This is a genomic window from Streptomyces sp. NPDC094034, assembly GCF_040303865.1.
GTDB lineage: Bacteria > Actinomycetota > Actinomycetes > Streptomycetales > Streptomycetaceae > Streptomyces.
In genome coordinates, this window is sequence record NZ_JBEOUD010000041.1 from 53,465 (window position 1) to 73,995 (window position 20,531).

General features: G+C 70.2%; 18 protein-coding genes. 11 read left to right on the top strand and 7 right to left on the bottom strand.

The window, feature by feature from the left end; all coding sequences use genetic code 11:
- Positions 1-26: 26 nt before the first annotated feature.
- Both ABTZ59_RS29095 and ABTZ59_RS29100 read left to right on the top strand, forming a co-directional pair.
- Entirely contained in the window at positions 27-1,079 is a 1,053-nt protein-coding gene (locus tag ABTZ59_RS29095) for an LLM class F420-dependent oxidoreductase (RefSeq protein WP_351419616.1), read from the top strand.
- Between the two features lie 324 nt (positions 1,080-1,403).
- A complete protein-coding gene (locus tag ABTZ59_RS29100) occupies positions 1,404-2,189 on the top strand; it encodes a ferritin-like domain-containing protein (RefSeq protein WP_351419617.1) in 786 nt (261 codons plus the stop codon).
- A gap of 115 nt (positions 2,190-2,304) precedes the next feature.
- On the opposite strand, the gene ABTZ59_RS29105 is transcribed toward ABTZ59_RS29100, so the two are convergent.
- Complete coding sequence (locus tag ABTZ59_RS29105; protein ID WP_351419618.1) at positions 2,305-3,339, bottom strand: magnesium and cobalt transport protein CorA; 1,035 nt, start codon at positions 3,337-3,339, stop codon at positions 2,305-2,307.
- 84 nt (positions 3,340-3,423) lie between these two features.
- Between ABTZ59_RS29105 and ABTZ59_RS29110 the strand changes: the two genes are divergently transcribed.
- The 4 genes from ABTZ59_RS29110 to mshC all read left to right on the top strand — a co-directional run bounded on the left by ABTZ59_RS29110 (position 3,424) and on the right by mshC (position 7,020).
- On the top strand, positions 3,424-4,110 hold the full coding sequence (locus ABTZ59_RS29110) for a histidine phosphatase family protein (protein ID WP_351419619.1): 687 nt from the start codon (positions 3,424-3,426) through the stop codon (positions 4,108-4,110).
- A gap of 138 nt (positions 4,111-4,248) precedes the next feature.
- A complete protein-coding gene (locus tag ABTZ59_RS29115; protein ID WP_249951178.1) occupies positions 4,249-4,839 on the top strand; it encodes a DUF3090 domain-containing protein in 591 nt (196 codons plus the stop codon).
- Entirely contained in the window at positions 4,803-5,630 is an 828-nt protein-coding gene (locus ABTZ59_RS29120; protein ID WP_351419620.1) for an SCO1664 family protein, read from the top strand. Before ABTZ59_RS29115 ends, ABTZ59_RS29120 begins: the two co-directional genes overlap by 37 nt.
- A 160-nt stretch (positions 5,631-5,790) precedes the next feature.
- Positions 5,791-7,020, top strand: coding sequence for a cysteine--1-D-myo-inosityl 2-amino-2-deoxy-alpha-D-glucopyranoside ligase (gene mshC / locus ABTZ59_RS29125; protein WP_351419621.1), 1,230 nt, complete (start codon positions 5,791-5,793; stop codon positions 7,018-7,020).
- Positions 7,021-7,197: 177 nt separating this feature from the next.
- On the opposite strand, the gene ABTZ59_RS29130 is transcribed toward mshC, so the two are convergent.
- A complete protein-coding gene (locus ABTZ59_RS29130) occupies positions 7,198-8,289 on the bottom strand; it encodes a PAC2 family protein (RefSeq protein WP_351419622.1) in 1,092 nt (363 codons plus the stop codon).
- A gap of 249 nt (positions 8,290-8,538) precedes the next feature.
- On the opposite strand from ABTZ59_RS29130, the gene ABTZ59_RS29135 reads away from it, so the two are divergent.
- The 5 genes from ABTZ59_RS29135 (at position 8,539) to ABTZ59_RS29155 (ending at position 14,622) form a co-directional block, all read left to right on the top strand.
- Entirely contained in the window at positions 8,539-9,858 is a 1,320-nt protein-coding gene (locus ABTZ59_RS29135) for an enolase C-terminal domain-like protein (protein ID WP_351419623.1), read from the top strand.
- Entirely contained in the window at positions 9,855-10,661 is an 807-nt protein-coding gene (locus ABTZ59_RS29140; RefSeq protein WP_351419624.1) for an SDR family NAD(P)-dependent oxidoreductase, read from the top strand. Before ABTZ59_RS29135 ends, ABTZ59_RS29140 begins: the two co-directional genes overlap by 4 nt.
- An 82-nt stretch (positions 10,662-10,743) precedes the next feature.
- The gene (locus ABTZ59_RS29145) at positions 10,744-11,838 is read left to right on the top strand and encodes a sugar ABC transporter substrate-binding protein (RefSeq protein WP_351419625.1); all 1,095 of its coding nucleotides are present in this window, start codon (positions 10,744-10,746) and stop codon (positions 11,836-11,838) included.
- Positions 11,839-12,037: 199 nt separating this feature from the next.
- The gene (locus ABTZ59_RS29150; RefSeq protein WP_351419626.1) at positions 12,038-13,597 is read left to right on the top strand and encodes a sugar ABC transporter ATP-binding protein; all 1,560 of its coding nucleotides are present in this window, start codon (positions 12,038-12,040) and stop codon (positions 13,595-13,597) included.
- The gene (locus ABTZ59_RS29155) at positions 13,594-14,622 is read left to right on the top strand and encodes an ABC transporter permease (RefSeq protein ID WP_351419627.1); all 1,029 of its coding nucleotides are present in this window, start codon (positions 13,594-13,596) and stop codon (positions 14,620-14,622) included. Before ABTZ59_RS29150 ends, ABTZ59_RS29155 begins: the two co-directional genes overlap by 4 nt.
- Before the next feature lie 54 nt (positions 14,623-14,676).
- Here ABTZ59_RS29155 and ABTZ59_RS29160 read toward each other — a convergent pair whose 3' ends face one another.
- The 5 genes from ABTZ59_RS29160 to ABTZ59_RS29180 all read right to left on the bottom strand — a co-directional run bounded on the left by ABTZ59_RS29160 (position 14,677) and on the right by ABTZ59_RS29180 (position 20,530).
- A complete protein-coding gene (locus ABTZ59_RS29160; protein WP_249951169.1) occupies positions 14,677-15,348 on the bottom strand; it encodes a FadR/GntR family transcriptional regulator in 672 nt (223 codons plus the stop codon).
- A gap of 149 nt (positions 15,349-15,497) precedes the next feature.
- Complete coding sequence (locus ABTZ59_RS29165) at positions 15,498-17,108, bottom strand: glycerol-3-phosphate dehydrogenase/oxidase (RefSeq protein ID WP_351419628.1); 1,611 nt, start codon at positions 17,106-17,108, stop codon at positions 15,498-15,500.
- A 54-nt stretch (positions 17,109-17,162) separates the two neighbouring features.
- On the bottom strand, positions 17,163-18,713 hold the full coding sequence (gene glpK, locus ABTZ59_RS29170; RefSeq protein ID WP_351419629.1) for a glycerol kinase GlpK: 1,551 nt from the start codon (positions 18,711-18,713) through the stop codon (positions 17,163-17,165).
- A gap of 37 nt (positions 18,714-18,750) precedes the next feature.
- Positions 18,751-19,542: an MIP/aquaporin family protein gene (locus tag ABTZ59_RS29175; protein ID WP_249951166.1), complete on the bottom strand. Its 792-nt coding sequence runs from the start codon at positions 19,540-19,542 to the stop codon at positions 18,751-18,753.
- A 223-nt stretch (positions 19,543-19,765) separates the two neighbouring features.
- Positions 19,766-20,530 carry an IclR family transcriptional regulator gene (locus tag ABTZ59_RS29180; RefSeq protein ID WP_351419630.1) on the bottom strand — a complete coding sequence of 255 codons (765 nt, stop codon included), beginning with the start codon at positions 20,528-20,530 and terminating at the stop codon, positions 19,766-19,768.
- Between the last annotated feature and the right edge of the window lies 1 nt (position 20,531).

Sequence of the window (20,531 nt, forward strand, 5' to 3'; positions counted from 1 at the left end):
CGTTACTCATCGGTAAGGGAGTGGTTATGCGGCTCGGCATCAACCTCGGATACTGGGGCGCGGGGATGGACGGCGACAATCTCGCCGTCGCGCGGGAGGCGGACCGGCTCGGCTACGACGTCTGCTGGGCCGCCGAGGCGTACGGCTCCGACGCGCCGACCGTACTGAGCTGGGTCGCCGCGCAGACCGAGACCATCGACGTCGGTTCCGCGATCCTCCAGATCCCGGCACGCCAGCCCACGATGACGGCCATGACCGCCGCCACTCTCGACTCCCTCTCCGGCGGCCGGTTCCGACTCGGCCTCGGCGTCTCGGGCCCGCAGGTCTCCGAGGGCTGGTACGGAGTGAAGTTCGACAAGCCGCTCGCCCGTACCCGGGAGTACGTGGAGATCGTCCGCAGGGCCATGACCCGCGAGCGGCTGTCGTACGAGGGCGAGCACTGGACGCTGCCGCTGCCCGGCGGCCCCGGCAAGCCGCTGAAGCTCACCGTCCATCCGGAGCGCGAGCACATCCCGCTCTACATCGCCGCGATCGGTCCCAAGAACCTGGAGCAGACCGGTGAGATCGCCGACGGCGCGCTGCTGATCTTCCCCTCCGCCGAGCATCTGGAGGACACGGCGATCCGGCATCTGCGGGCGGGCCGCGAGAAGGCCGGGCTGACCATGGACGGCTTCGACGTCTGTCCCACCGTGCCGATCGCGATCGGCGAGGACATCAACGCGCTGGCCGATGTCTTCCGTCCGTACACCGCGCTCTATGTGGGCGGGATGGGCAGCCGTGAGCAGAACTTCTACAACCAGCTCGCCCGGCGCATGGGGTATGAGAAGGAGGCCACCGAGATCCAGGACAAGTACCTCACGGGCGACAAGAACGGCGCGGCGGCGGCCGTACCGCACGAGCTGATCGACTCGACCACGCTGCTCGGTTCCGTGGAGCGGATCGCCGACCGGATGGGGGCGTACGCCGCCGCCGGTGTCACCACGCTGACCCTCGCACCGTCCGGCTTCACGCTCGACGAGCGGATCGCCGCGCTCCGGGCGGGCACGGAGGCCCTGGAGCGCGCCGGGCTGGTGTCGTAGCCGCCCTGGCCCTTCTCCGTCCCGGTCCGCGGTCGCCATGGCCCGAACGGGCTACCGGACCGACGGGCTCATACGCGAAGTCCGCGATGACGTACGGGAACGTATGCGGGCGGCCGGTCGGAAGTCTCCGGCCGTGGTGGGGGCTCGGGGGGTCTTCCCCGCCACGGCCGTCATGTACGACAACGCCTCCGGGCCCGCTCGGTTACGCGCCGGGGCTTCGTGCCCGCTCCTTCTTTCGGCTCAGCGGCCCGGCGTAGCTGTTGCCTGTTCCCTCGCACCCCATTTGACTCGGTTTCTGCGGATGTCTGTATGGAGGTGGCAGTGATGCTCTCGGCCCGAAGCCTGTTCCAGGAAATCCTGGACGACGATCGTTCCTTCCGGCTGTTCTGCTCCATCGCGGCCAGCGGCGAGGCTCAGGGAGGGTGGGAGAACGGCCGGATCGCCGCTCTGGTGCCGCGATCCATGCGGGATCTCGCTCCGAAGATCGCCCGGCACGGCGCCGACGAGGACAAACACGGGCGGATCTTCAACGCCCTGCTGCGCAAGCGCGGTCTCCAGCCCGTCGCGGTGCCCGCGGACACGGACTACACCACACTGCTGGAGCGGCAGGGCATCGGGCTCGCCCACACGAAGCTGCGCCGTGACGAGCCGCTGACCGAGGAGGACATCCTCGTCTATCTCGCGCACAGCCGGATCACCGAGCAGCGGGCCGCCGACCAGATGGTGATGCTGGTCAGATACTTCGGCGACAACCCCGAGGTCGGCAAGGCCGTCAAGATGATCAGCAATGACGAGGACAACCATCTCGCCTACTGCCACGAGGAACTGCTGCGCCTGGCCCGCGCGGGCCACGGCCGTACGATCCAGCGCACCCTGCGGCACTGCGCCCTGTCCGAGATCAGGGTCTACCGGCAGGTGAGTCTGGCCGTGATGGGCCGGATGGGCCGGATCCTTGGCTGGCCGGCGCCCAAGTCGGCGGCGCTCGCCGCGGGGATCCGCGCCATCTACGCGTACGAACGGCTCATCGGCTGGCGCCGGATGGTCACGCTCGTGATGCCGGAGCGGCGCGACGCGCTCGGCGGGTCCGCGACCGCCGCGCCGGCCTTCTGAGGCGCCGAGATTCCAAACCCCTGACGCGCGGCGGGTCCGAGCCACGCGCGGCGGGTCCGAGCCACGCGCGGCGGGTCCGAGCCACGCGCGGCGGGTCAGGGCCACGCGCGGCGGGTCACAGCCAGCCGCGACGCTTGAACGCCCGATGCAGCCCGAAGACCACGACCACCATGAACACGAGCACGGCCGGGTACGCCCACGCATATCTCAGCTCCGGCATGTGCTTGAAGTTCATGCCGTAGATACCCGCGACCAGCGTCGGGACGGCGGCCATGGCCGCCCACGCCGAGATCTTCCGCATGTCGTCGTTCTGCCGCACCCCCATCTGCGCGAGATGCGCCGCCAGGATGTCGGAGAGCAGCCGGTCGAGCCCCTCCACCTGCTCATTGGCGTGCAGCAGATGGTCGTTGACGTCCCGGAAGAACAGCTGTGAGCCCGTGTCGACGAAGGGCACCCCCGGGCCCGCCAGCCGGGCCATCGGCGACGCCAGCGGGCCGGTGGCCCGGCGGAACTCCATCACCTGCCGCTTGAAGTTGTAGATCCGTTCCGCGGTCGACATCACCGGGCCCGACCCCGATCCCGCCTTGCGCGCCCCGGACCCGCCGTCGCCCCCGTCCGGCGCGAAGACCTGCTCCTCCAACTCCTCCAGATCGAGCTGGAGCTCCCCGGCCACCTCGATGTAGTCGTCCACGACCGCGTCACTGACCGCGTACAGGACCGCCGTGGGTCCGTGCTTGAGGACCTCGGGCTCCGCTTCGAGCCGTTGCCGTACGGCCGTCAGCGGAGCGCTCTCGCCGTGCCGGACCGTCACCACGAAGGAGTCGCCGACGAAGACCATCAGCTCTCCGGAGGAGACGACGTCGCGTTCGTGGTCGTACCGCACCGGTTTGAGCACGACGAACAGCGAGTCGTCGTAGATCTCCAGCTTGGGCCGTTGATGCGCGGTGAGAGCGTCCTCCACGGCCAGCGGATGCAGCCCGAACTCGCTGCTCACAAGGTCGAACTCGTGCGCCGTGGCCTCGTGCAGCCCGAGCCAGAGGAACGCGTCGCCCGTGGCGCGCGCCTCGGCGAGGGCGTCGGAGAAGTCGGCGGGGCCGTCGGTACGGCGTCCGTCGCGGTAGATGGCACAGTCCACGATCACGGCGGGCATTCTCCCCCCTCGGCGTCCCGCCCGCATCCTCCGGGTACGCACCGGCCCATGACGCCGCCCTACCGACCGCCTACGCTGGCGGGCATGGCCACGTTGATCCTCGTACGTCATGGACGGTCCACCGCCAACACCGCGGGGCTGCTCGCGGGCTGGACGCCGGGGGTCGCCCTCGACGAGCGCGGCGCCGCCCAGGCCGCGGCGCTGCCCGGGCGCCTGGCGGGGGTGCCGATCGCCGCCGTCGTCAGCAGCCCGTTGCAGCGCTGTCTGGAGACCCTTCAGCCGCTGCTGGAGGCCCGGCCGGAGCTGGCGGTCCAGACCGACGACCGGATCGGGGAGTGCCACTACGGCGACTGGTCCGGCCGCAAGCTCGCCGAGCTGGCCGACGAGCCGCTGATGACGGTCGTCCAGCAACATCCCTCGGCCGCCGTGTTCCCCGGGGGCGAGTCGATGCGCGCGATGCGGTCGCGCGCGGTGGACGCCGTACGGGAGTGGAACACCCGCGTCGAGGAGGAGCACGGCGAGGACGCCGTCTTCCTGATGTGCTCGCACGGGGACATCATCAAGGCGCTCGTGGCGGACGCCCTGGGCATGCATCTGGATCTTTTCCAGCGGATCCATGTGGACCCCTGCTCGGTCACCGCGGTCCGCTACACACGGCTGCGCCCCTTCGTGCTGCGGCTCGGTGACACCGGCGATCTCGCCGGGCTGGCGCCGCGGGAGAACACCGGCGGCGGCAGCGGTGTCGTGGGGGGCGGAGCGGGAGCACCGTGATCGCTCCGCGCAGTAGGGTGGACGCGCCGTCCGTGCGATGCCGGGACTTCCCGGGACCCGCGGCCCGCCCATCGCGCTTGCCGATCCATCGCCATGACCGATGTGCCGTTACCGACGATTTCCAAGGGAGATCAGGACGTGTCCCGTCAGGTGTTCCTCTACGACCCACCGGACCGCTTCGTGGCCGGTACGGTCGGGCTGCCTGGACGCCGTACGTTCTTCCTCCAGGCTTCCGCCGCGGGGCGCGTCACCAGCGTCGCCCTGGAGAAGACCCAGGTGGCCGCGCTCGCCGAGCGGATCGATGAGCTGCTCGACGAGGTCGTACGCCGTACCGGTGGCAATGCCCCCGTACCCGCCATGGCGCCCTCCGACGTCTCCGACTCCGCGCCGCTCGACGCCCCCGTGGAGGAGGAGTTCCGGGTCGGCACGATGGCGCTGGCCTGGGACGGCGACGAACAGCGCATGATCGTCGAGGCGCAGGCGCTCGTCGAGCTGGACGCCGACAGCGACGAGGATCTCGCCGAGGCCGAGGAACGCCTGCTCCAGGACGAGGAGAACGGTCCGCCGATGCTCCGCGTCCGGCTGACCGGTGCCCAGGCCAGGGCCTTCGCCAAGCGTGCCCTGGACGTGGTCAACGCCGGCCGCCCGCCGTGCCCGCTGTGCAGCCTGCCGCTCGACCCGGAAGGACACGTATGCCCGCGCCAGAACGGATACCGCCGCGGAGCGTGACGCGGGTCGATCTCCTCGCCAAGGGCGAACTGACGGTGCTCGGGCGTATCCGCGAGGCGTCCAACGCGGTGCTCTACTGCTCCGTCGCGTACGAGGGCGAGCTGGCCCACTGCGTCTACAAACCCGTCGCGGGCGAGCGGCCCCTGTGGGACTTCCCGGACGGCACGCTGGCCCAGCGCGAGGTGGCGGCGTACGAGGTCTCCGAGGCGACCGGCTGGGGGCTGGTGCCCCCGACCGTGCTGCGGGACGGCCCCTACGGCGAGGGCATGTGCCAGCTGTGGATCGAGGCGGACACGGACGGGACCGCGGCGCCGCTGCTGGCCCTGGTGGAGGACGAGGAGCCCGGCGAGGGCTGGAAGGCGGTCGGCCTCGCCGAAGTCGGCGAGGGGGAGACCGCCCTGCTGGTGCACGCGGACGACGAGCGGCTGCGACGTCTCGCCGTGCTCGACGCGGTGATCAACAACGGTGACCGCAAGGGCGGCCATCTGCTGCCCGCGCCCGAGGGGCGGCTGTACGCCATCGACCACGGCGTCACGTTCAACGTCGAGGACAAGCTGCGCACCCTGCTCTGGGGTTGGGCCGGCGAGCCGCTGCCCGCCCAGACGCTGGAGGTGCTCGGCAGGCTGGAGGAAGCCCTGATGGAGGGCGCGCCCCTCGCCACCCGGCTGGCCGAACTGCTCACGGCGGCCGAGACCGACGCCATTCGGTCCCGCGTGGGTGAACTGCGCCACACGGGCCGCCATCCGGAGCCCTCGGGCCAGTGGCCCGCGATCCCCTGGCCACCGGTCTGACCACGGCACGAGACCGGCACGGGCACGGGCCGTGCGACCTGGGGCGCCGGTCCGTCCGGCCGGCCGGATCAGCCGGCGGCGTATCGCGCAAGAGCGCCCAACCGGCCAGGACCGCCCATCCGGTTCGTATGCGGAACCTCCATCCGGTTACGCTCATGACATGTATGCCTGGCCCGCTTCCGAGGTCCCCGCCCTGCCTGGCAAGGGCCGCGACCTCAGGATTCACGACACCTCGACCAATGGCCGAGTCACCCTTGAGCCCGGTCCCGTCGCCCGGATCTATGTCTGCGGCATCACGCCGTACGACGCGACCCACATGGGGCACGCGGCCACCTACAACGCGTTCGACCTCGTTCAGCGCGTGTGGCTCGACACCAAGCGGCAGGTTCACTACGTCCAGAACGTGACCGACGTCGACGATCCGCTGCTGGAGCGGGCGCAGCGCGACGGCGAGGACTGGGTCGGGCTGGCGGAGCGCGAGACGGCCCTGTTCCGGGAGGACATGACCGCCCTTCGGATGCTGCCGCCCCAGCACTACATCGGCGCCGTGGAGGCGATACCGGGCATCGTGCCGCTGGTGGAGCGGCTGCGTGACGCGGGGGCCGCGTACGAACTCGACGGTGACGTCTACTTCTCGGTCGAGGCCGACCGGCACTTCGGCGAGGTCTCGCGCCTCGACGCCGAAACGATGCGGCTGCTCTCCGCCGAGCGCGGCGGCGACCCCGAGCGGCCCGGCAAGAAGAACCCCCTCGACCCGATCCTCTGGCTGGCCGCGCGTCCGGGCGAGCCGAGCTGGGACGGGGGCAGCCTGGGCCGCGGCCGGCCCGGCTGGCACATCGAGTGCGTGGCCATCGCCCTGGACCATCTGGGCATGGGCTTCGACGTCCAGGGCGGCGGCAGCGATCTGGCCTTCCCGCACCACGAGATGGGCGCCTCGCACGCGCAGGCACTGACCGGCGAGCACCCGTTCGCGCAGGCCTATGTGCACGCCGGGATGGTGGCCCTGGACGGCGAGAAGATGTCCAAGTCCAAGGGCAATCTGGTCTTCGTCTCGACGCTGCGCCGCGAGGGCGTGGACCCGGCGGCGATCAGGCTCGCGCTGCTGGCGCACCACTACCGCTCCGACTGGGAGTGGACCGATCAGGTGCTCCAGGACGCCGTCGAGCGGCTGGGCCGCTGGCGGGCCGCGGTGTCGCGGCCCGACGGACCCTCGGCCGAGACGCTGGTCGACGAGATCCGCACGGCGCTGGCGGACGATCTGGACGCGCCCGCGGCGCTCACGGCCGTCGACCGCTGGGCGGCGCTCCAGGAGACCACGGGTGGCACGGACGAGGGAGCGCCAGGAGTGGTCTCGCGCGCGGTCGACGCGCTGCTCGGCGTCGCGCTGTGAGCGCGCCGCGAGGATCCTTCTAGATCCTGTCCTGACATACTGTCCTGACGACCGGACAGGACCTGGAAGGACCCCGTGCCCAGGAGTACGGGAGCGGGGCGGTGCCGGTGAGGCGCCGCCCCGCTCCTGGGCCGTGGGTACCGTACGTCCCGGTCCGCCCGCTCCTGGTACGCGGGTTCAGTCCTCGGCGGAGCCGTCCTCGCCATCGGGGCCCGCGTCCCGGTCAGGTCCCGGCTCGCCGTCAGAACCCGTGTCCGGCGCGGCTCCTGAGCCCCTCTCGGGACCCGGACCCTGCTCGGGGCCCTTGCCCGTGTCGGGCCCACCGCGCGGCGGCTTCTGCGGGCGGCGCCGGCCACCGGGCGTGTCGCGCAGATAGGACGGGCCTTCTCCGCTCTCCGAGGCATGGCTCGCCGGCCCCTGGCCGGGATCGCCGTCACGCCGCCGCAGATACCGCTCGAACTCCCGGGCGATGGCCTCGCCCGACGCCTCGGGAAGCTCCGCGGTGTCCCGCGCCTCCTCCAGCGACTGCACGTACTCCGCCACCTCGCTGTCCTCGGCGGCCAGTTGGTCGACGCCCAACTGCCACGCCCGTGCGTCCTCGGCCAGTTCGCCCTGCGGGATCCGGAGACCGATGAGATCTTCCAGCCGGTTGAGGAGCGCCAGCGTGGCCTTCGGGTTGGGCGGCTGCGACACATAGTGCGGTACGGCGGCCCACAGACTCACCGCGGGCACCCCCGCGTGCGTACAGGCCTCCTGGAGGATGCCGACGATGCCGGTCGGCCCCTCGTACCGGGTCTCCTCCAGGTCCATCGTCCTGGCCAGGTCCGTGTCGGAGGTGACCCCGCTGACCGGCACCGGCCGGGTGTGCGGGGTGTCGCCGAGCAGCGCGCCCAGGATGACCACCATCTCCACGCCCAGCTCATGGGCGAAGCCCAGCAGCTCGTTGCAGAACGAGCGCCAGCGCATGGACGGCTCGATCCCCCGGACCAGCACCAGATCGCGGGGCTTCTCACCGCCGACCCGCACCACGGAGAGCCGGGTGGTCGGCCAGGTGATCTTCCGCAGGCCGCCCTCCAGATAGACCGTGGGCCGGTTGACCTGGAAGTCGTAGTAGTCCTCGGCGTCCAGCGCCGCGAACACCTCGCCCTTCCACTCCCGGTCCAGATGCGCCACCGCGGTGGAGGCCGCGTCGCCCGCGTCGTTCCAGCCCTCGAACGCGGCCACCATGACCGGGTCGACCAGCTCGGGAACCCCGTCGAGCTCGATCACCCAGTGCCTCCTTCCGAAGTTCCCTTTCGTACGCACCAACCTTACGGCTTCACACCTGCCCGCCCGCAGCCCGTGCCCGGCCGGGTGAACTTCTTCGTACCGGGGCATAGCCCGAGAAGTCGTGGACTCGCACCGACGATTCATCCGAGCTGTGATCGTAATTTTCGTCCCGGCCCTGGACGATCCGGCGCCCACGACGCTATACATCGGATGACCAAAGGGATCCGATGTTCTTCTCAAGGGGCGTGTATGAGTCAGACCGTCACGGGATTCGAGGTTCATGACATCCGCTTCCCGACCTCGGAACAGCTCGACGGCTCCGACGCCATGAACCCCGATCCCGACTACTCCGCCGCCTATGTGGTCCTGCGCACCGACGACGGTGCCGAGGGCCATGGCCTCTGCTTCACCATCGGGCGTGGCAATGACGTGACCGCGGCGGCCATCGGGGCGCTGCGCCCCTATGTCGTCGGGCGCCCGGCCCCCCGCACCGCCGCCGATCTCGCCGCGCTCTCCACCGAACTGACCCATGACTCGCAACTGCGCTGGCTCGGCCCGGAGAAGGGCGTGATGCACATGGCGGCGGGCGCCGTCATCAACGCCGCCTGGGATCTCGCGGCCAAGAGCGCGGGCAGACCCGTCTGGGAGTTCCTGGCCGCGATGACGCCGGAAGAGATCGTCTCGCTCGTCGACTTCCGCTATCTGACCGATGCCCTCACCCCGGACGAGGCGCTGGACATCCTGCGTGCCGCGGAGCCGGGGCGCGCCGAGCGCACCGCCCGGCTCCGGGCCGAGGGCTACCCCGCGTACACCACCTCGCCCGGCTGGCTCGGCTACGACGACGCCAAGCTGGTGACGCTCGCCGAACAGGCGGTGGCCGACGGCTTCGAACAGATCAAGCTGAAGGTCGGCGGCGATCTCGACGACGACATCCGCCGGATGAAGCTGGCCCGCGCCGCCGTCGGCCCCGACATCCGGATCGCCGTCGACGCCAACCAGCGCTGGGACGTGGCCGAGGCGCTGCGCTGGATGTCGGCCCTCGCGCCGTACGAACCGCACTGGATCGAGGAGCCGACCAGCCCCGACGACATCCTCGGCCACGCCGCGATCCGGGCCGGCCAGCCGGTCAAGGTGGCCACCGGCGAGCATGTCGCCAACCGGGTCGTCTTCAAGCAACTGCTCCAGGCCGGTGCCGTCGACTATGTCCAGATCGACGCGGCCCGGGTCGCCGGCGTCAATGAGAATCTGGCCGTCCTCCTGCTCGCGGCGAAGTTCGGCGTGCCCGTCTGCCCGCACGCGGGCGGTGTCGGGCTCTGCGAACTCGTCCAGCATCTCTCGATGTTCGACTACATCGCCGTCTCCGGCAGTCTGGAGGGCCGGGTCATCGAGTACGTCGACCATCTCCACGAGCACTTCGCCGACCCGGCGGTGGTCGTCTCCGCGCGCTATCTGACACCGAGCGCACCGGGCTTCTCCGCCCGGATGCTCCCGGAGTCCATTGCCGCGCACCGCTATCCCGACGGACCCGTCTGGCAGGCCCGTCGCACCACCGAGGAGGCCGGCGCATGACCGCCGCGCAATCAGGACAGACACAGGATCTCGCGGGGCTCGGGGCGCTGGTGACCGGCGGCGCCTCGGGGATCGGGGCGGCGGTCGCGACGCTGCTGCTCGCGCGGGGCGCCCAGGTCGCCGTACTGGACCGGGAGAGCGCCGGAGCGCCCGCGGGAACGCTGGCCCTCACCGCCGATGTCACCGACGACACGGCGGTACGGGCGGCCGTGGACGCGACGGCCGAGGCGTTCGGCGGGCTGCACACGGTCGTGTCCAACGCGGGGATCGGCGCCATCGGCACCGTCGCGGACAACCCCGACGAGGAGTGGCTGCGGGTCCTCGACATCAATGTCCTCGGTATGGTCCGCACCGCCCGGCACGCCCTGCCCCATCTGCGCCGGTCGGCCGCCGAGCGACCTGGCTGCGTCTCGATCACCCAGACCTGTTCCATCGCCGCCACGGCGGGGCTGCCCCAGCGCGCCCTGTACAGCGCCAGCAAGGGCGCGGTCCTCTCGCTGACCCTGGCGATGGCCGCCGACCATGTCCGTGAGGGCATCCGCGTCAACTGCGTCAACCCCGGTACCGCCGATACGCCCTGGGTCGGCAGACTGCTCGACCAGGCCCAGGACCCCGCGGCCGAACGCGCCGCCCTCGAAGCGCGGCAGCCAACCGGACGGCTGGTCAGCGCGGACGAGGTCGCCGCCGCCGTCGCCTATCTCGCCAGCCCGGCCGCCGCCGCCGTCACCGGCACGGCGCTCCCGGTCGACGGCGGAATGCAGGGCCTGCGCCTGCGCCCCGCCACCCAAGAGTCCGTCGGGTGACCTCTGATCGGACGATCGAAGGCCCCCGACAGGCTCTGAGCCGTACCCGCGCACGCATGAGGGACAAAGGACGGGACAATCCATGCCGCGACACCCCGTGGGACGCCCCCCACTCCACAGACTCCGCACGACCGGCGCCAGACTCCGTACGACCGGCGCCTCCGCCTGCGCCGTGCTCCTGGCCGTGACCGCGCTGGCGGGCTGCAACCGCGACCAGGGCAGTGACGCGGCGGGCGGCGGGAAGGTCGGTATCGACCTGCCGCGCAGCGACAGCGACTTCTGGAACTCCTATCAGCAGTACGTCGAACAGGGCGTCAAGGACGGCGAGGTCGACGCGCTCTCGCTGACCAACTCGCAGAACGACATCGGCAAACTCGTCTCCAATGTCCAGGTCTTCACCGATCAGGGCGCCAAGGCCGTCGTCATGGCACCGCAGGACACCGGCGCGATCGCGGAGACGCTCCAGACGCTGAGCGAGAAGAAGATCCCCGTCATCAGCGTCGACACCCGGCCCGACAAGGGCGATGTCTACATGGTGGTACGGGCCGACAACCGCGCGTATGGCCAGAAGGCCTGCGAGTACCTGGGCGAACAACTCAAGGGCAAGGGCAAGGTCGTCGAGTTCCAGGGCGACCTCTCCTCCATCAACGGCCGTGACCGTTCGGAGGCGTTCAAGTCCTGCATGGACCAGAAGTACCCCGCCATCAAGGTCTTCGAGCTGGCCACCGAGTGGAAGGGCGACGTGGCCTCCGCGAAGCTCCAGTCGACCCTGGCCGCCCACCCCGACATCAACGGGATCTATATGCAGGCGGGCGGCGTCTTCCTCCAGCCGACACTGGCCCTGCTGGAGCAGAAGAAGCTGCTCAAGGCGCCCGGCGAGGCGGGGCACATCACGATCATCTCCAATGACGGCATCCCCGAGGAGCTGGACGCGATCCGCGAGGGGAAGATCGACGCCACGGTCTCCCAGCCGGCCGATCTGTACGCCAAGTACGCGCTGTACTGGGCGAAGCAGGCGCTCGCGGGCACCACGCCGAAGGAGGGGCCGACCGACCACGACTCCACGATCATCAAGATCCCGAACGGCTTCGAGGACCAGCTCCCCGCGCCGCTGGTGACCAAGGAGAACGTGGACGACCCGAAGCTCTGGGCCAACCAGCTGGAGAAGAAGAGCTAGGGCCTTTCGTTTGGATCAGGCCGGATCAGGGAGCGGGGTCTGGTGCCGTGGATCGCAAGGCGGAGGAGGGAGCCATGGCGGAGCCATGGCGACTGACGACAACGCGGCGAGGCGCGGTGCCAGGGCACGCGAGCCCGGCAAGATCCGAACGAAAGGCCCTAGGTCCTGTCCGGCCAGATCCAAACGAAAGGCCCTAGCCATGGAACAGCAGCAGCGGGCCCCCGCCGCGGTCCACGCGGAAGGCATCGTCAAGCGCTTCGGTCCCACCGTGGCGCTCGACGGTGTCCGGCTCACCGTACGGCCCGGCGAGTCCCACGCGCTCGTCGGTCGTAATGGCGCGGGCAAGTCCACCCTGGTCAGCGTCCTCACCGGGCTGCACAGACCGGACGCGGGCGAGGTGACCTTCGGCGGCGAGCCCGCGCCCGCCTTCGGGGACACCACGGCCTGGCAGTCCAAGGTCGCCTGTGTCTACCAGAAGTCGATGGTCGTACCTGATCTGACCGTCGCGGAGAACCTGTTCCTCAACGACTACGGGGTGCGGGGAGCCGGGCCGGGCGCCCGCCGCCTCATCAGCTGGCGGCGGCTGCGCGGGCAGGCACGCGAACTGCTGGCCGGGTACGGGGTCGATGTCGACCCCGACGCCCGCGCCAAGGATCTCCCCGTGGAGCAGCGGCAGTTCGTCGAGATCGCGCGGGCGCTGTCCTTCGGCGCCCGGCTCATCATCCTGGACGAGCCCACGGCGCAGCTCGACGCGCGGGGCATCCAGCGGCTCTTCGACAAGCTGCGGGAACTGCGCGGCCAGGGCGTGGCGTTCCTCTTCATCTCCCACCATCTCCAGGAGGTGTACGAACTGTGCACCGCCGTCACGGTCTACCGGGACGCCCGCCATGTGCTGACCGCTCCGGTCGCCGAGCTGTCCAAGGCGGAGCTGGTGACGGCGATGACCGGCGAGTCCGCGGGGACGGCCACCGCCTGGCACGCCGCGCGCGCGGACGCGACCGGCCCGTCGGACGCGAAGGACACTACCGCCGAGCCCGTGCTGAAGACCGAAGCGCTGGCGCTGGAGGGCGAGTTCGAGCCGCTGGATCTCGCCGTGCTGCCCGGTGAGGTGCTGGGTCTGGCCGGAGCCGCGGCCAGCGGCAACACCGCGCTCGGCGAGACGCTCGCCGGGATGCGTACGGCGACCTCGGGACGGATCTCCGTACGCGGCCGCACGGTACGGCCGGGCAGCGTTCCGCACGCGCTGGACGCGGGCATCGGGTACATCCCCGAGGACCGGCACCGTCAGGGGCTCGTCCTGGACCGCAGCGTCGCCGAGAACGCCACGCTCACGGTCACCGACCAACTCGGCCCGTGGGGGACCGTACTGCCCTCGCGGACCAGGGAGTTCGCCAGAGCCATGATCACGTCGCTGGACATCAAGACCCAAGGCCCGGAACAGCCGGTCTCGGGGCTGTCCGGCGGCAATCAGCAGAAGGTCGTCGTCGCCCGCGCCCTGGCGCGCGGACCCAGCGCGCTGATCGCCCTGCGGCCCACGGCGGGCGTCGACGTCAAATCGAAGGACTCGCTGCTCGGCGTGGTGCGCAGGGTGGCGGACGAGGGCAGCGCGGCCGTGATCGTCTCGGACGAGCTGGACGATCTGCGGGTGTGCGACCGGGTACTCGCCCTGTTCCACGGGCGTGTGGTGGCTTCGTTCGGAAGTGGGTGGACCGACCGGGAACTGGTCGCCGCCATGGAAGGTGTGGGGGAGCGGGAATGACCGAGACGATGCGTCCGCCGGTGGCCGGGGAGGCCGACGGCGCGAGCCCGCTGAACCGGCTCCGGCTCATCCGGTGGAGCGACTTCTCGCTGGTGCCGGTGATCCTGGTGCTGATGGTGATCGGCTTCATCGTCTCGCCGGTCTTCCTCACCTCCAGCAATCTGATCAGCGTCGTCCAGCAGTCCTCCGAGCTGAGTCTGCTGGTGCTCGGCCAGGCGCTGATCCTGATCTGCGGCCGGATGGACCTGTCGCTGGAGTCGACGATCGGGATCGCGCCGGTCATCGCGATGTGGCTGGTACTGCCCTCCGAGGGCGGCCGGTTCGCCGGGCTCGACCTGCTGCCGATCTGGATGGCCATCCCCGCCTGTCTGCTGGTCGGTATGGCCATCGGCGTGGTCAACGGCTTCCTGATGCTGAAGCTGCGCGTCAACGGTTTCATCGCCACCCTCGGCATGCTCACCATGCTGCGCGGACTCCATATCGGCATCACCGAGGGCAAGTCGATCACCGATGTCCCGGAGTCCTTCCGGTATCTGGGCAAGACCGACTGGCTGGGCGCCCCCGCCGCCGTCTGGATCTGTCTGGCGCTCTTCGCGATCGGCGGCGCGGCGCTGGCCTGGCTGCGGCACGGCCGTTCGCTGTACGCCATCGGCGGCAACCCGGAGGCGGCCCGCGCCGCCGGGATCCGGGTGGACCGGATCACCTGGATCGTGCTCGCCGTCGGCGGGCTGCTCGCGGCCTTCGCGGGCATCCTCTACACCGGCCACTACGGCTCGGTCGCGGCCACCCAGGGCAATGGCTGGATCTTCCAGGTCTTCGCCGCCGCGGTGATCGGGGGCATCAGTCTGAAGGGCGGGCGCGGCACGCTCTTCGGGGCGCTGACCGGGGTGCTGACCCTTCAGCTGGTGGTCAATGTGATGACGCTCGGGGGTGTGCCCGCGCTCTGGAACCAGTTCCTGAACGGCGCGATCATCATCGTCGCGCTGGTCATCTCGCGCTTCGCGAGCGGCGAGAAGCAGGACTGACCCGCCGGGGCCCGCCTCGCAGGAGACTTGGCGGGCGGGCCCCGGTGCGGGACCTCAGAGGGTGGATCTCAGCCACATCTCCACACTCGCGATATGGACCGTCGCCCAGGACCGGGCCGCTTCGGCGTCCCGGTCCCTGAGCGCCGCCAGGATCGCCCGGTGCTCGTGGAGCGTACGGCTGACCGCGTCCTCCTGGGTCAGCCCGCGCCAGATCCTGGCCCGGGTGGTGGGCCCGGAGAGCCCGTCCAGGAGCGAGCAGAGCACCGAGTTGCCCGACGACTGCACGATCCCCCGGTGGAACTCCAGATCGGCGGCGACCAGCTGCTCCACCGAGGGCCGCTCGCCCAGAGCGTCCAACTGGGCGCTCAGCGAGTCGAGTTCGGCCTCGGTTATCCGGGTGCTCGCCATCGCGGTGGCGGCCGGCTCCAGGATGCGCCGTACGGCCAGGAATTCCAGCACCGTGTCGTCCCGGTGGAAGTCCACGACAAAACTGAGCGCCTCCAGCAGCAGCTGGGGATCGAGGCTGGTCACATACGTGCCGTCGCCCTGCCGTACGTCGAGGATGCGGATCAGCGACAGGGCGCGCACCGCCTCGCGCAGCGAGTTGCGGGACAGCCCGAGCTCGGCGGCGAGCTCGCTCTCCTTGGGCAGCCGGTCGCCCGGGCGCAGCGCGCCGGAGACGATCATTCCCTTGATCTTCTCGATGGCCTCGTCGGTGACAGCCATGGGCGACCTCCATACATCCGATGTATCGGCCCCCATTATGCGTCCCCGAAGGCCGAGGAGGGGCACCCCGGCAGGGGGCGCCCCTCAACGCGTACGGATCAACGCGTACGGATATCCGCTCGGCGCCGCTCAGTGCCGCTCGGTGCCGCTCAGTGCCGTTCGGCGAGCAGAGCCTCGACCCGGGAGCGGATGTCCGCCGTGTCCAGGCCGCGGATCGTCAGCGTCGTACGGCGGCGCAGTACGTCGTCCACCGTCTCGGCCCACTCGTGGTCCCGGGCGTAGACGACCTGTGCCCAGATCTCCGGCGCGTCCGGGTGGATCCGCTCGCCCAGCGCCGGGTACTCGTTCGCCAGCCGCACGATGTCGAAGGCCAGCGAGCCGTAGTGGGTGGCGAGATGGCGGGCGGTGTCCACCGCCATCGACGGGCCACTGCCGCCGCCGTCGATCAGCAGCCGGTGCGCGACCGCGTTCGGGCTGGCGATCCCCGGCAGCGGCAGCTTCTTCGGCAGCCGGGAGACGGGCTCCATGCCCTGTCCGAGGGGGTGGCCGGGCAGGGACTCCAGCTTGGCGAGCACCGTACGCCCGATATGGCGGAACGTCGTCCACTTGCCGCCGGCGACCGACAGCATGCCGCCGCGGCCCTCGGTCACCACCGTCTCGCGCTTGGCCTTGGAGGTGTCGCCGGGACCGCCCGGCAGCACCCGCAGACCCGCGAAGGAGTAGGTGATCAGATCACGGGTCAGCTGCTGGTCGCGGACCGAGAACGCCGCCTCGTCCAGGATCTGGTGGATGTCCTTCTCGGTGACCGCGACGTCCCCGGGATCGCCCTCGTACGCCTCGTCGGTCGTTCCGAGCAGCAGCATGTCCTCCCAGGGGAGGGCGAAGGTGATGCGGTACTTGTCTATCGGGGTCGCGAGCGCGGCCTTCCACGGGGCGGTGCGCCTGAGCACCAGATGCGCGCCCTTGGAGAGCCGGATGGAGGGCGCGGCGTCCGGGTTCTCCATCTTCCGCAGATGGTCGACCCAGGGGCCGGTGGCGTTGAGTACGAGCCGGGCGTCGACGCCGAACTCCGTACCGTCCATCCGGTCCCTGAGGTCGGCTCCTGTCACCCGCCCCTGGGTGAAGCGCAATCCGGTGACCTCGGCGTGGTTGAGGACGGTGGCGCCCGAGTCGACGGCGGCGCGGACGGTCATCAGCGCCATCCGCGCGTCGTTCATCTGGTCGTCGCCGTAGACGGCCACGGCCTTCAGATTGTCCGTGCGCAGTTCCGGCACGGCCTGCCGCGCCTTGGCCGGGCTGATCACATGGCCGACACCGTCACCGAACGCGGAGAGCGCGGAGTAGGCGAAGACGCCCGCGCCGAGCTTCGCCGCGCCGTGCGGTCCGCCCTTGTAGACCGGCAGATAGAAGGTGAGCGGATTGGCCAGATGCGGTGCCACCTGCCGGGACACCGCACGGCGCTCGAAGTGGTTCTCCGCCACCAGCTTCACCGCGCCGGTCTGTAGATAGCGCAGCCCGCCGTGGAGCAGCTTCGAGGAGGCGGACGACGTGGCGCCGGCGAAGTCGCCGCCGTCCACCAGGGCCACCCGCAGTCCCGACTGGGAGGCATGCCAGGCGGTGGAGATGCCCAGAATGCCGCCGCCGATCACCAGGAGGTCGTACGTCGCGTTGGACAGTTGATCCCGGGTCTCGGCGCGGGTCGGCAGGGAACCGCCGGCCGGGTGCGTCCCCAGTGCGGGAACGCGCTGCAGGGTGCTCATTCTTCACTCCTCTTCGGATCTCACCGGCTCACCGGCGAGTGAGCTGACGGATGGTCAGCTGCTGTCGTCGTCGAGCCAGCCCATGGTGCGCTCGACTGCCTTGAGCCAGTTCTTGTACTCACGGTCGCGAGTGCCCGCGTCCATCCGGGGCGTCCACTCGGCGGCCCGGCGCCAGTTGGCGCGCAGCGCGTCGGTGTCCGGCCAGAAGCCCACGGCCAGCCCCGCGGCGTAGGCGGCGCCGAGGCAGGTCGTCTCGGCGACCATCGGGCGCACCACGGGTGCGTCGAGGACGTCGGAGAGCGTCTGCATCAGCAGATTGTTGGAGGTCATCCCGCCGTCGACCTTGAGCGAGGTCAGCTCGACGCCGGAGTCCTTGGTCATGGCGTCGCTGATCTCGCGGGTCTGCCAGGCCGTGGCCTCAAGCACCGCGCGGGCGATGTGCGCCTTGGTCACATAGCCGGTCAGACCGGCGATCACCCCGCGGGCGTCGGGGCGCCAGTGCGGGGCGAAGAGACCGGAGAAGGCGGGGACGAAGTAGGCGCCGCCGTTGTCCTGGACCGACGACGCCAGGGTCTCGATCTCGGCGGCGGAGTTGATCAGGCCCATCTGGTCACGCATCCACTGCACCAGCGAGCCGGTCACGGCGATGGAGCCCTCCAGCGCGTACACCGCCTGCTGGTCCCCGATGCGGTAGCCGACGGTCGTCAGCAGGCCGTTGTACGAGTTGACCGGCTTGTGCGCGGTGTTCATCAGCATGAAGGTGCCGGTGCCGTACGTCGACTTGGCCTCGCCCTCGGCGAAACAGGTCTGGCCGAACAGCGCCGCCTGCTGGTCGCCGAGCGCGGAGGCGACCGGGACGCCGTCCAGAGCGCCGCCCTTGGCGTTTCCGTACACCTCGGCGGAGGAGCGGATCTCCGGCAGGATCGCGGCCGGCACCCCCATCGAGTCCAGGATCTTCGGGTCCCACGCCATGGTGTGCAGATTCATCAGCATCGTGCGGGAGGCGTTGGTGACGTCCGTGACATGCACACCGCCGTCGGTGCCGCCGGTCAGATTCCAGATGACCCAGGAATCCATGGTGCCGAAGAGGATGTCGCCGCGCTCGGCGCGCTCGCGCAGCCCCTCGACATTGTCGAGCAGCCAGCGGGCCTTGGGCCCCGCGAAGTAGCTCGCCAGCGGCAGGCCCGTCTCGCGGCGGAAGCGGTCCTGGCCGACATTGCGGCCCAGCTCCCGGCAGAGCGCGTCGGTGCGGGTGTCCTGCCAGACGATGGCGTTGTGAACGGGCTCGCCGGTGTTCCTGTCCCAGAGCAGCGTGGTCTCGCGCTGGTTGGTGATGCCGATGGCCTTGACGTCGGCGGAGGTGATGCCCGCCTTCTCGATGGCCCGGGCCACGACTTCCTGGACGTTCGTCCAGATCTCCTTGGCGTTGTGTTCCACCCAGCCCGGCTTGGGAAAGATCTGCTCGTGCTCCTTCTGGTCGACCGCGACGATGCGGCCGTCCCGGTCGAAGACGATGCAGCGGCTGGAGGTGGTGCCCTGGTCGATGGCCGCGATGAACGGCCCCGTCCCGTGGGAGGAGGTTCCGGTGGTGATGGTGTCGCTCACGGTGTCTGCTCCTGTTCGATGCGGGGGTGGAGGGGGCTTACGCGAGGGCCCAGTTGTAGTAACCGCCCGCCAGCGCCGCGCCGATCAGGGGCGCGACCACCGGGATCCAGGCGTACGTCCAGTCGGAGCCGCCCTTGTTGGGCAGTGGCAGGAGCGCGTGCACGATACGGGGGCCGAGATCCCGGGCCGGGTTGATGGCGTACCCGGTGGGGCCGCCCAGGGAGAGACCGATGGCCACCACGACGAATGAGGTGATCAGGACACCGAGCGTGCCGAGGCCGTTGCCCGAGTTGTTCAATCCCTGCGTGAGGATCGCGATGACCAGGACGAATGTGGCGATGATCTCGGTCAGTACGTTCTGCAGTACGTTCCGGACCTCGGGTCCTGTGGAGAAGACGCCGAGCACGGGTCCCGCGCCAGGAGCCGTCTTCTGGTCCACGAGCCCTTCGACCGCGGGCTGCGCCGCGAGGATGTCCGGGTCCGTCAGATGAGCCTTGAACTGGCCCATGTAGGCCACCCAGACCAGGAAGGCGCCGATCATCGCGCCCAGCATCTGGGAGCCGACGTAGAGCGGGACATCGCCCCACTTGACGCCGCCCTCGATCGCGAGACCAAGAGTGACCGCGGGGTTGAGCAGAGCGCCGGAGAGGGGAGCCGACAGATACGCGCCGACCATGACCGCGAAGCCCCAGCCGAAGCTGATGGCGAGCCAGCCCGCGTTCTGTGCCTTGGAGCGCTTGAGTACGACGCCTGCGACCACGCCGCCACCGAGGAGGATCAGCAGGGCGGTGCCCGTGACCTCACCTATGAAGATGTCGAAGTTGGACACCCGAGACTCCTTCGTCCAGGGAAAGACAAACCGCCGGCTCACACCAGTGGTCCGCGCCCTCGGGCGAGGGCTGACGGCCCTTGGCGTTGTCACACACTAACTCGTATTGCCGGTAAGTGTTCGACAATGCCGACCGTTGAACGGCAGTTTTGTCCTGTGATGCAGCATCGTCAAGGGTTCAGTGGCCGAAACCTCGATCAGTACCGATGATCCGGCATTCGGTTCAAAACCGCCCGGCGCCGATGTCCCTGGACACCGCGCGGGCGCATTCACGGACCGCCGCGACCAGTTCGGAGCGCAGCTCGCCGGCCGGGCAGAGCCGCTCCACGGCGCCGGTGATGGCGATGGCGCCCACCGGCATCCGTCGCCGGTCGTGAATGGGGGCGGCCACCGCGGCCACGCCCTCCCAGGTCTCCTCGACATCGGCGGCCCAGCCGCGCGCCCTGGTCAGTTCGAGCACCGATTCGAACTCCGCCAGACCGGTGACGGTTCGCGCGGTGAAGTCCGTACGCTCGCCCTCCACCGCCTCGGTGTGCGCCACCGGGTCGTACGCCGAGAGCACCTTCCCCAGCGCGGTGGAGTGCAGCGGCTGCATGGCGCCCACCTCCAGCACCTGCCTGCTGTCGTCCGGGCGGAAGACATGGTGGACGATCAGGACGCCCTGCTGGTGCACGACCCCCAGATGGACGCTCTCGCCGCTGGACCTGGCCAGATCGTCCGTCCACACCAGGGCGCGGGAGCGCAGCTCGTGCACGTCCAGATAGCTGTTGCCCAGACGCAGCAGCTCGGCCCCCAGCTGATAGCGGCCCGAGGCGGCGTCCTGTTCGACGAAGCCCTCCGCCTGGAGCGTGCGCAGGATGCCGTGCGCGGTGCCCTTGGCCAGCCCTACCGAGGACGCGATCTCGGACAGGCCGAGCCGGCGCTCGCCACCCGCGAGCAGCCGCAGCATCGCCGCCGCCCGCTCCAGCGACTGGATGTTCTTCGCCATC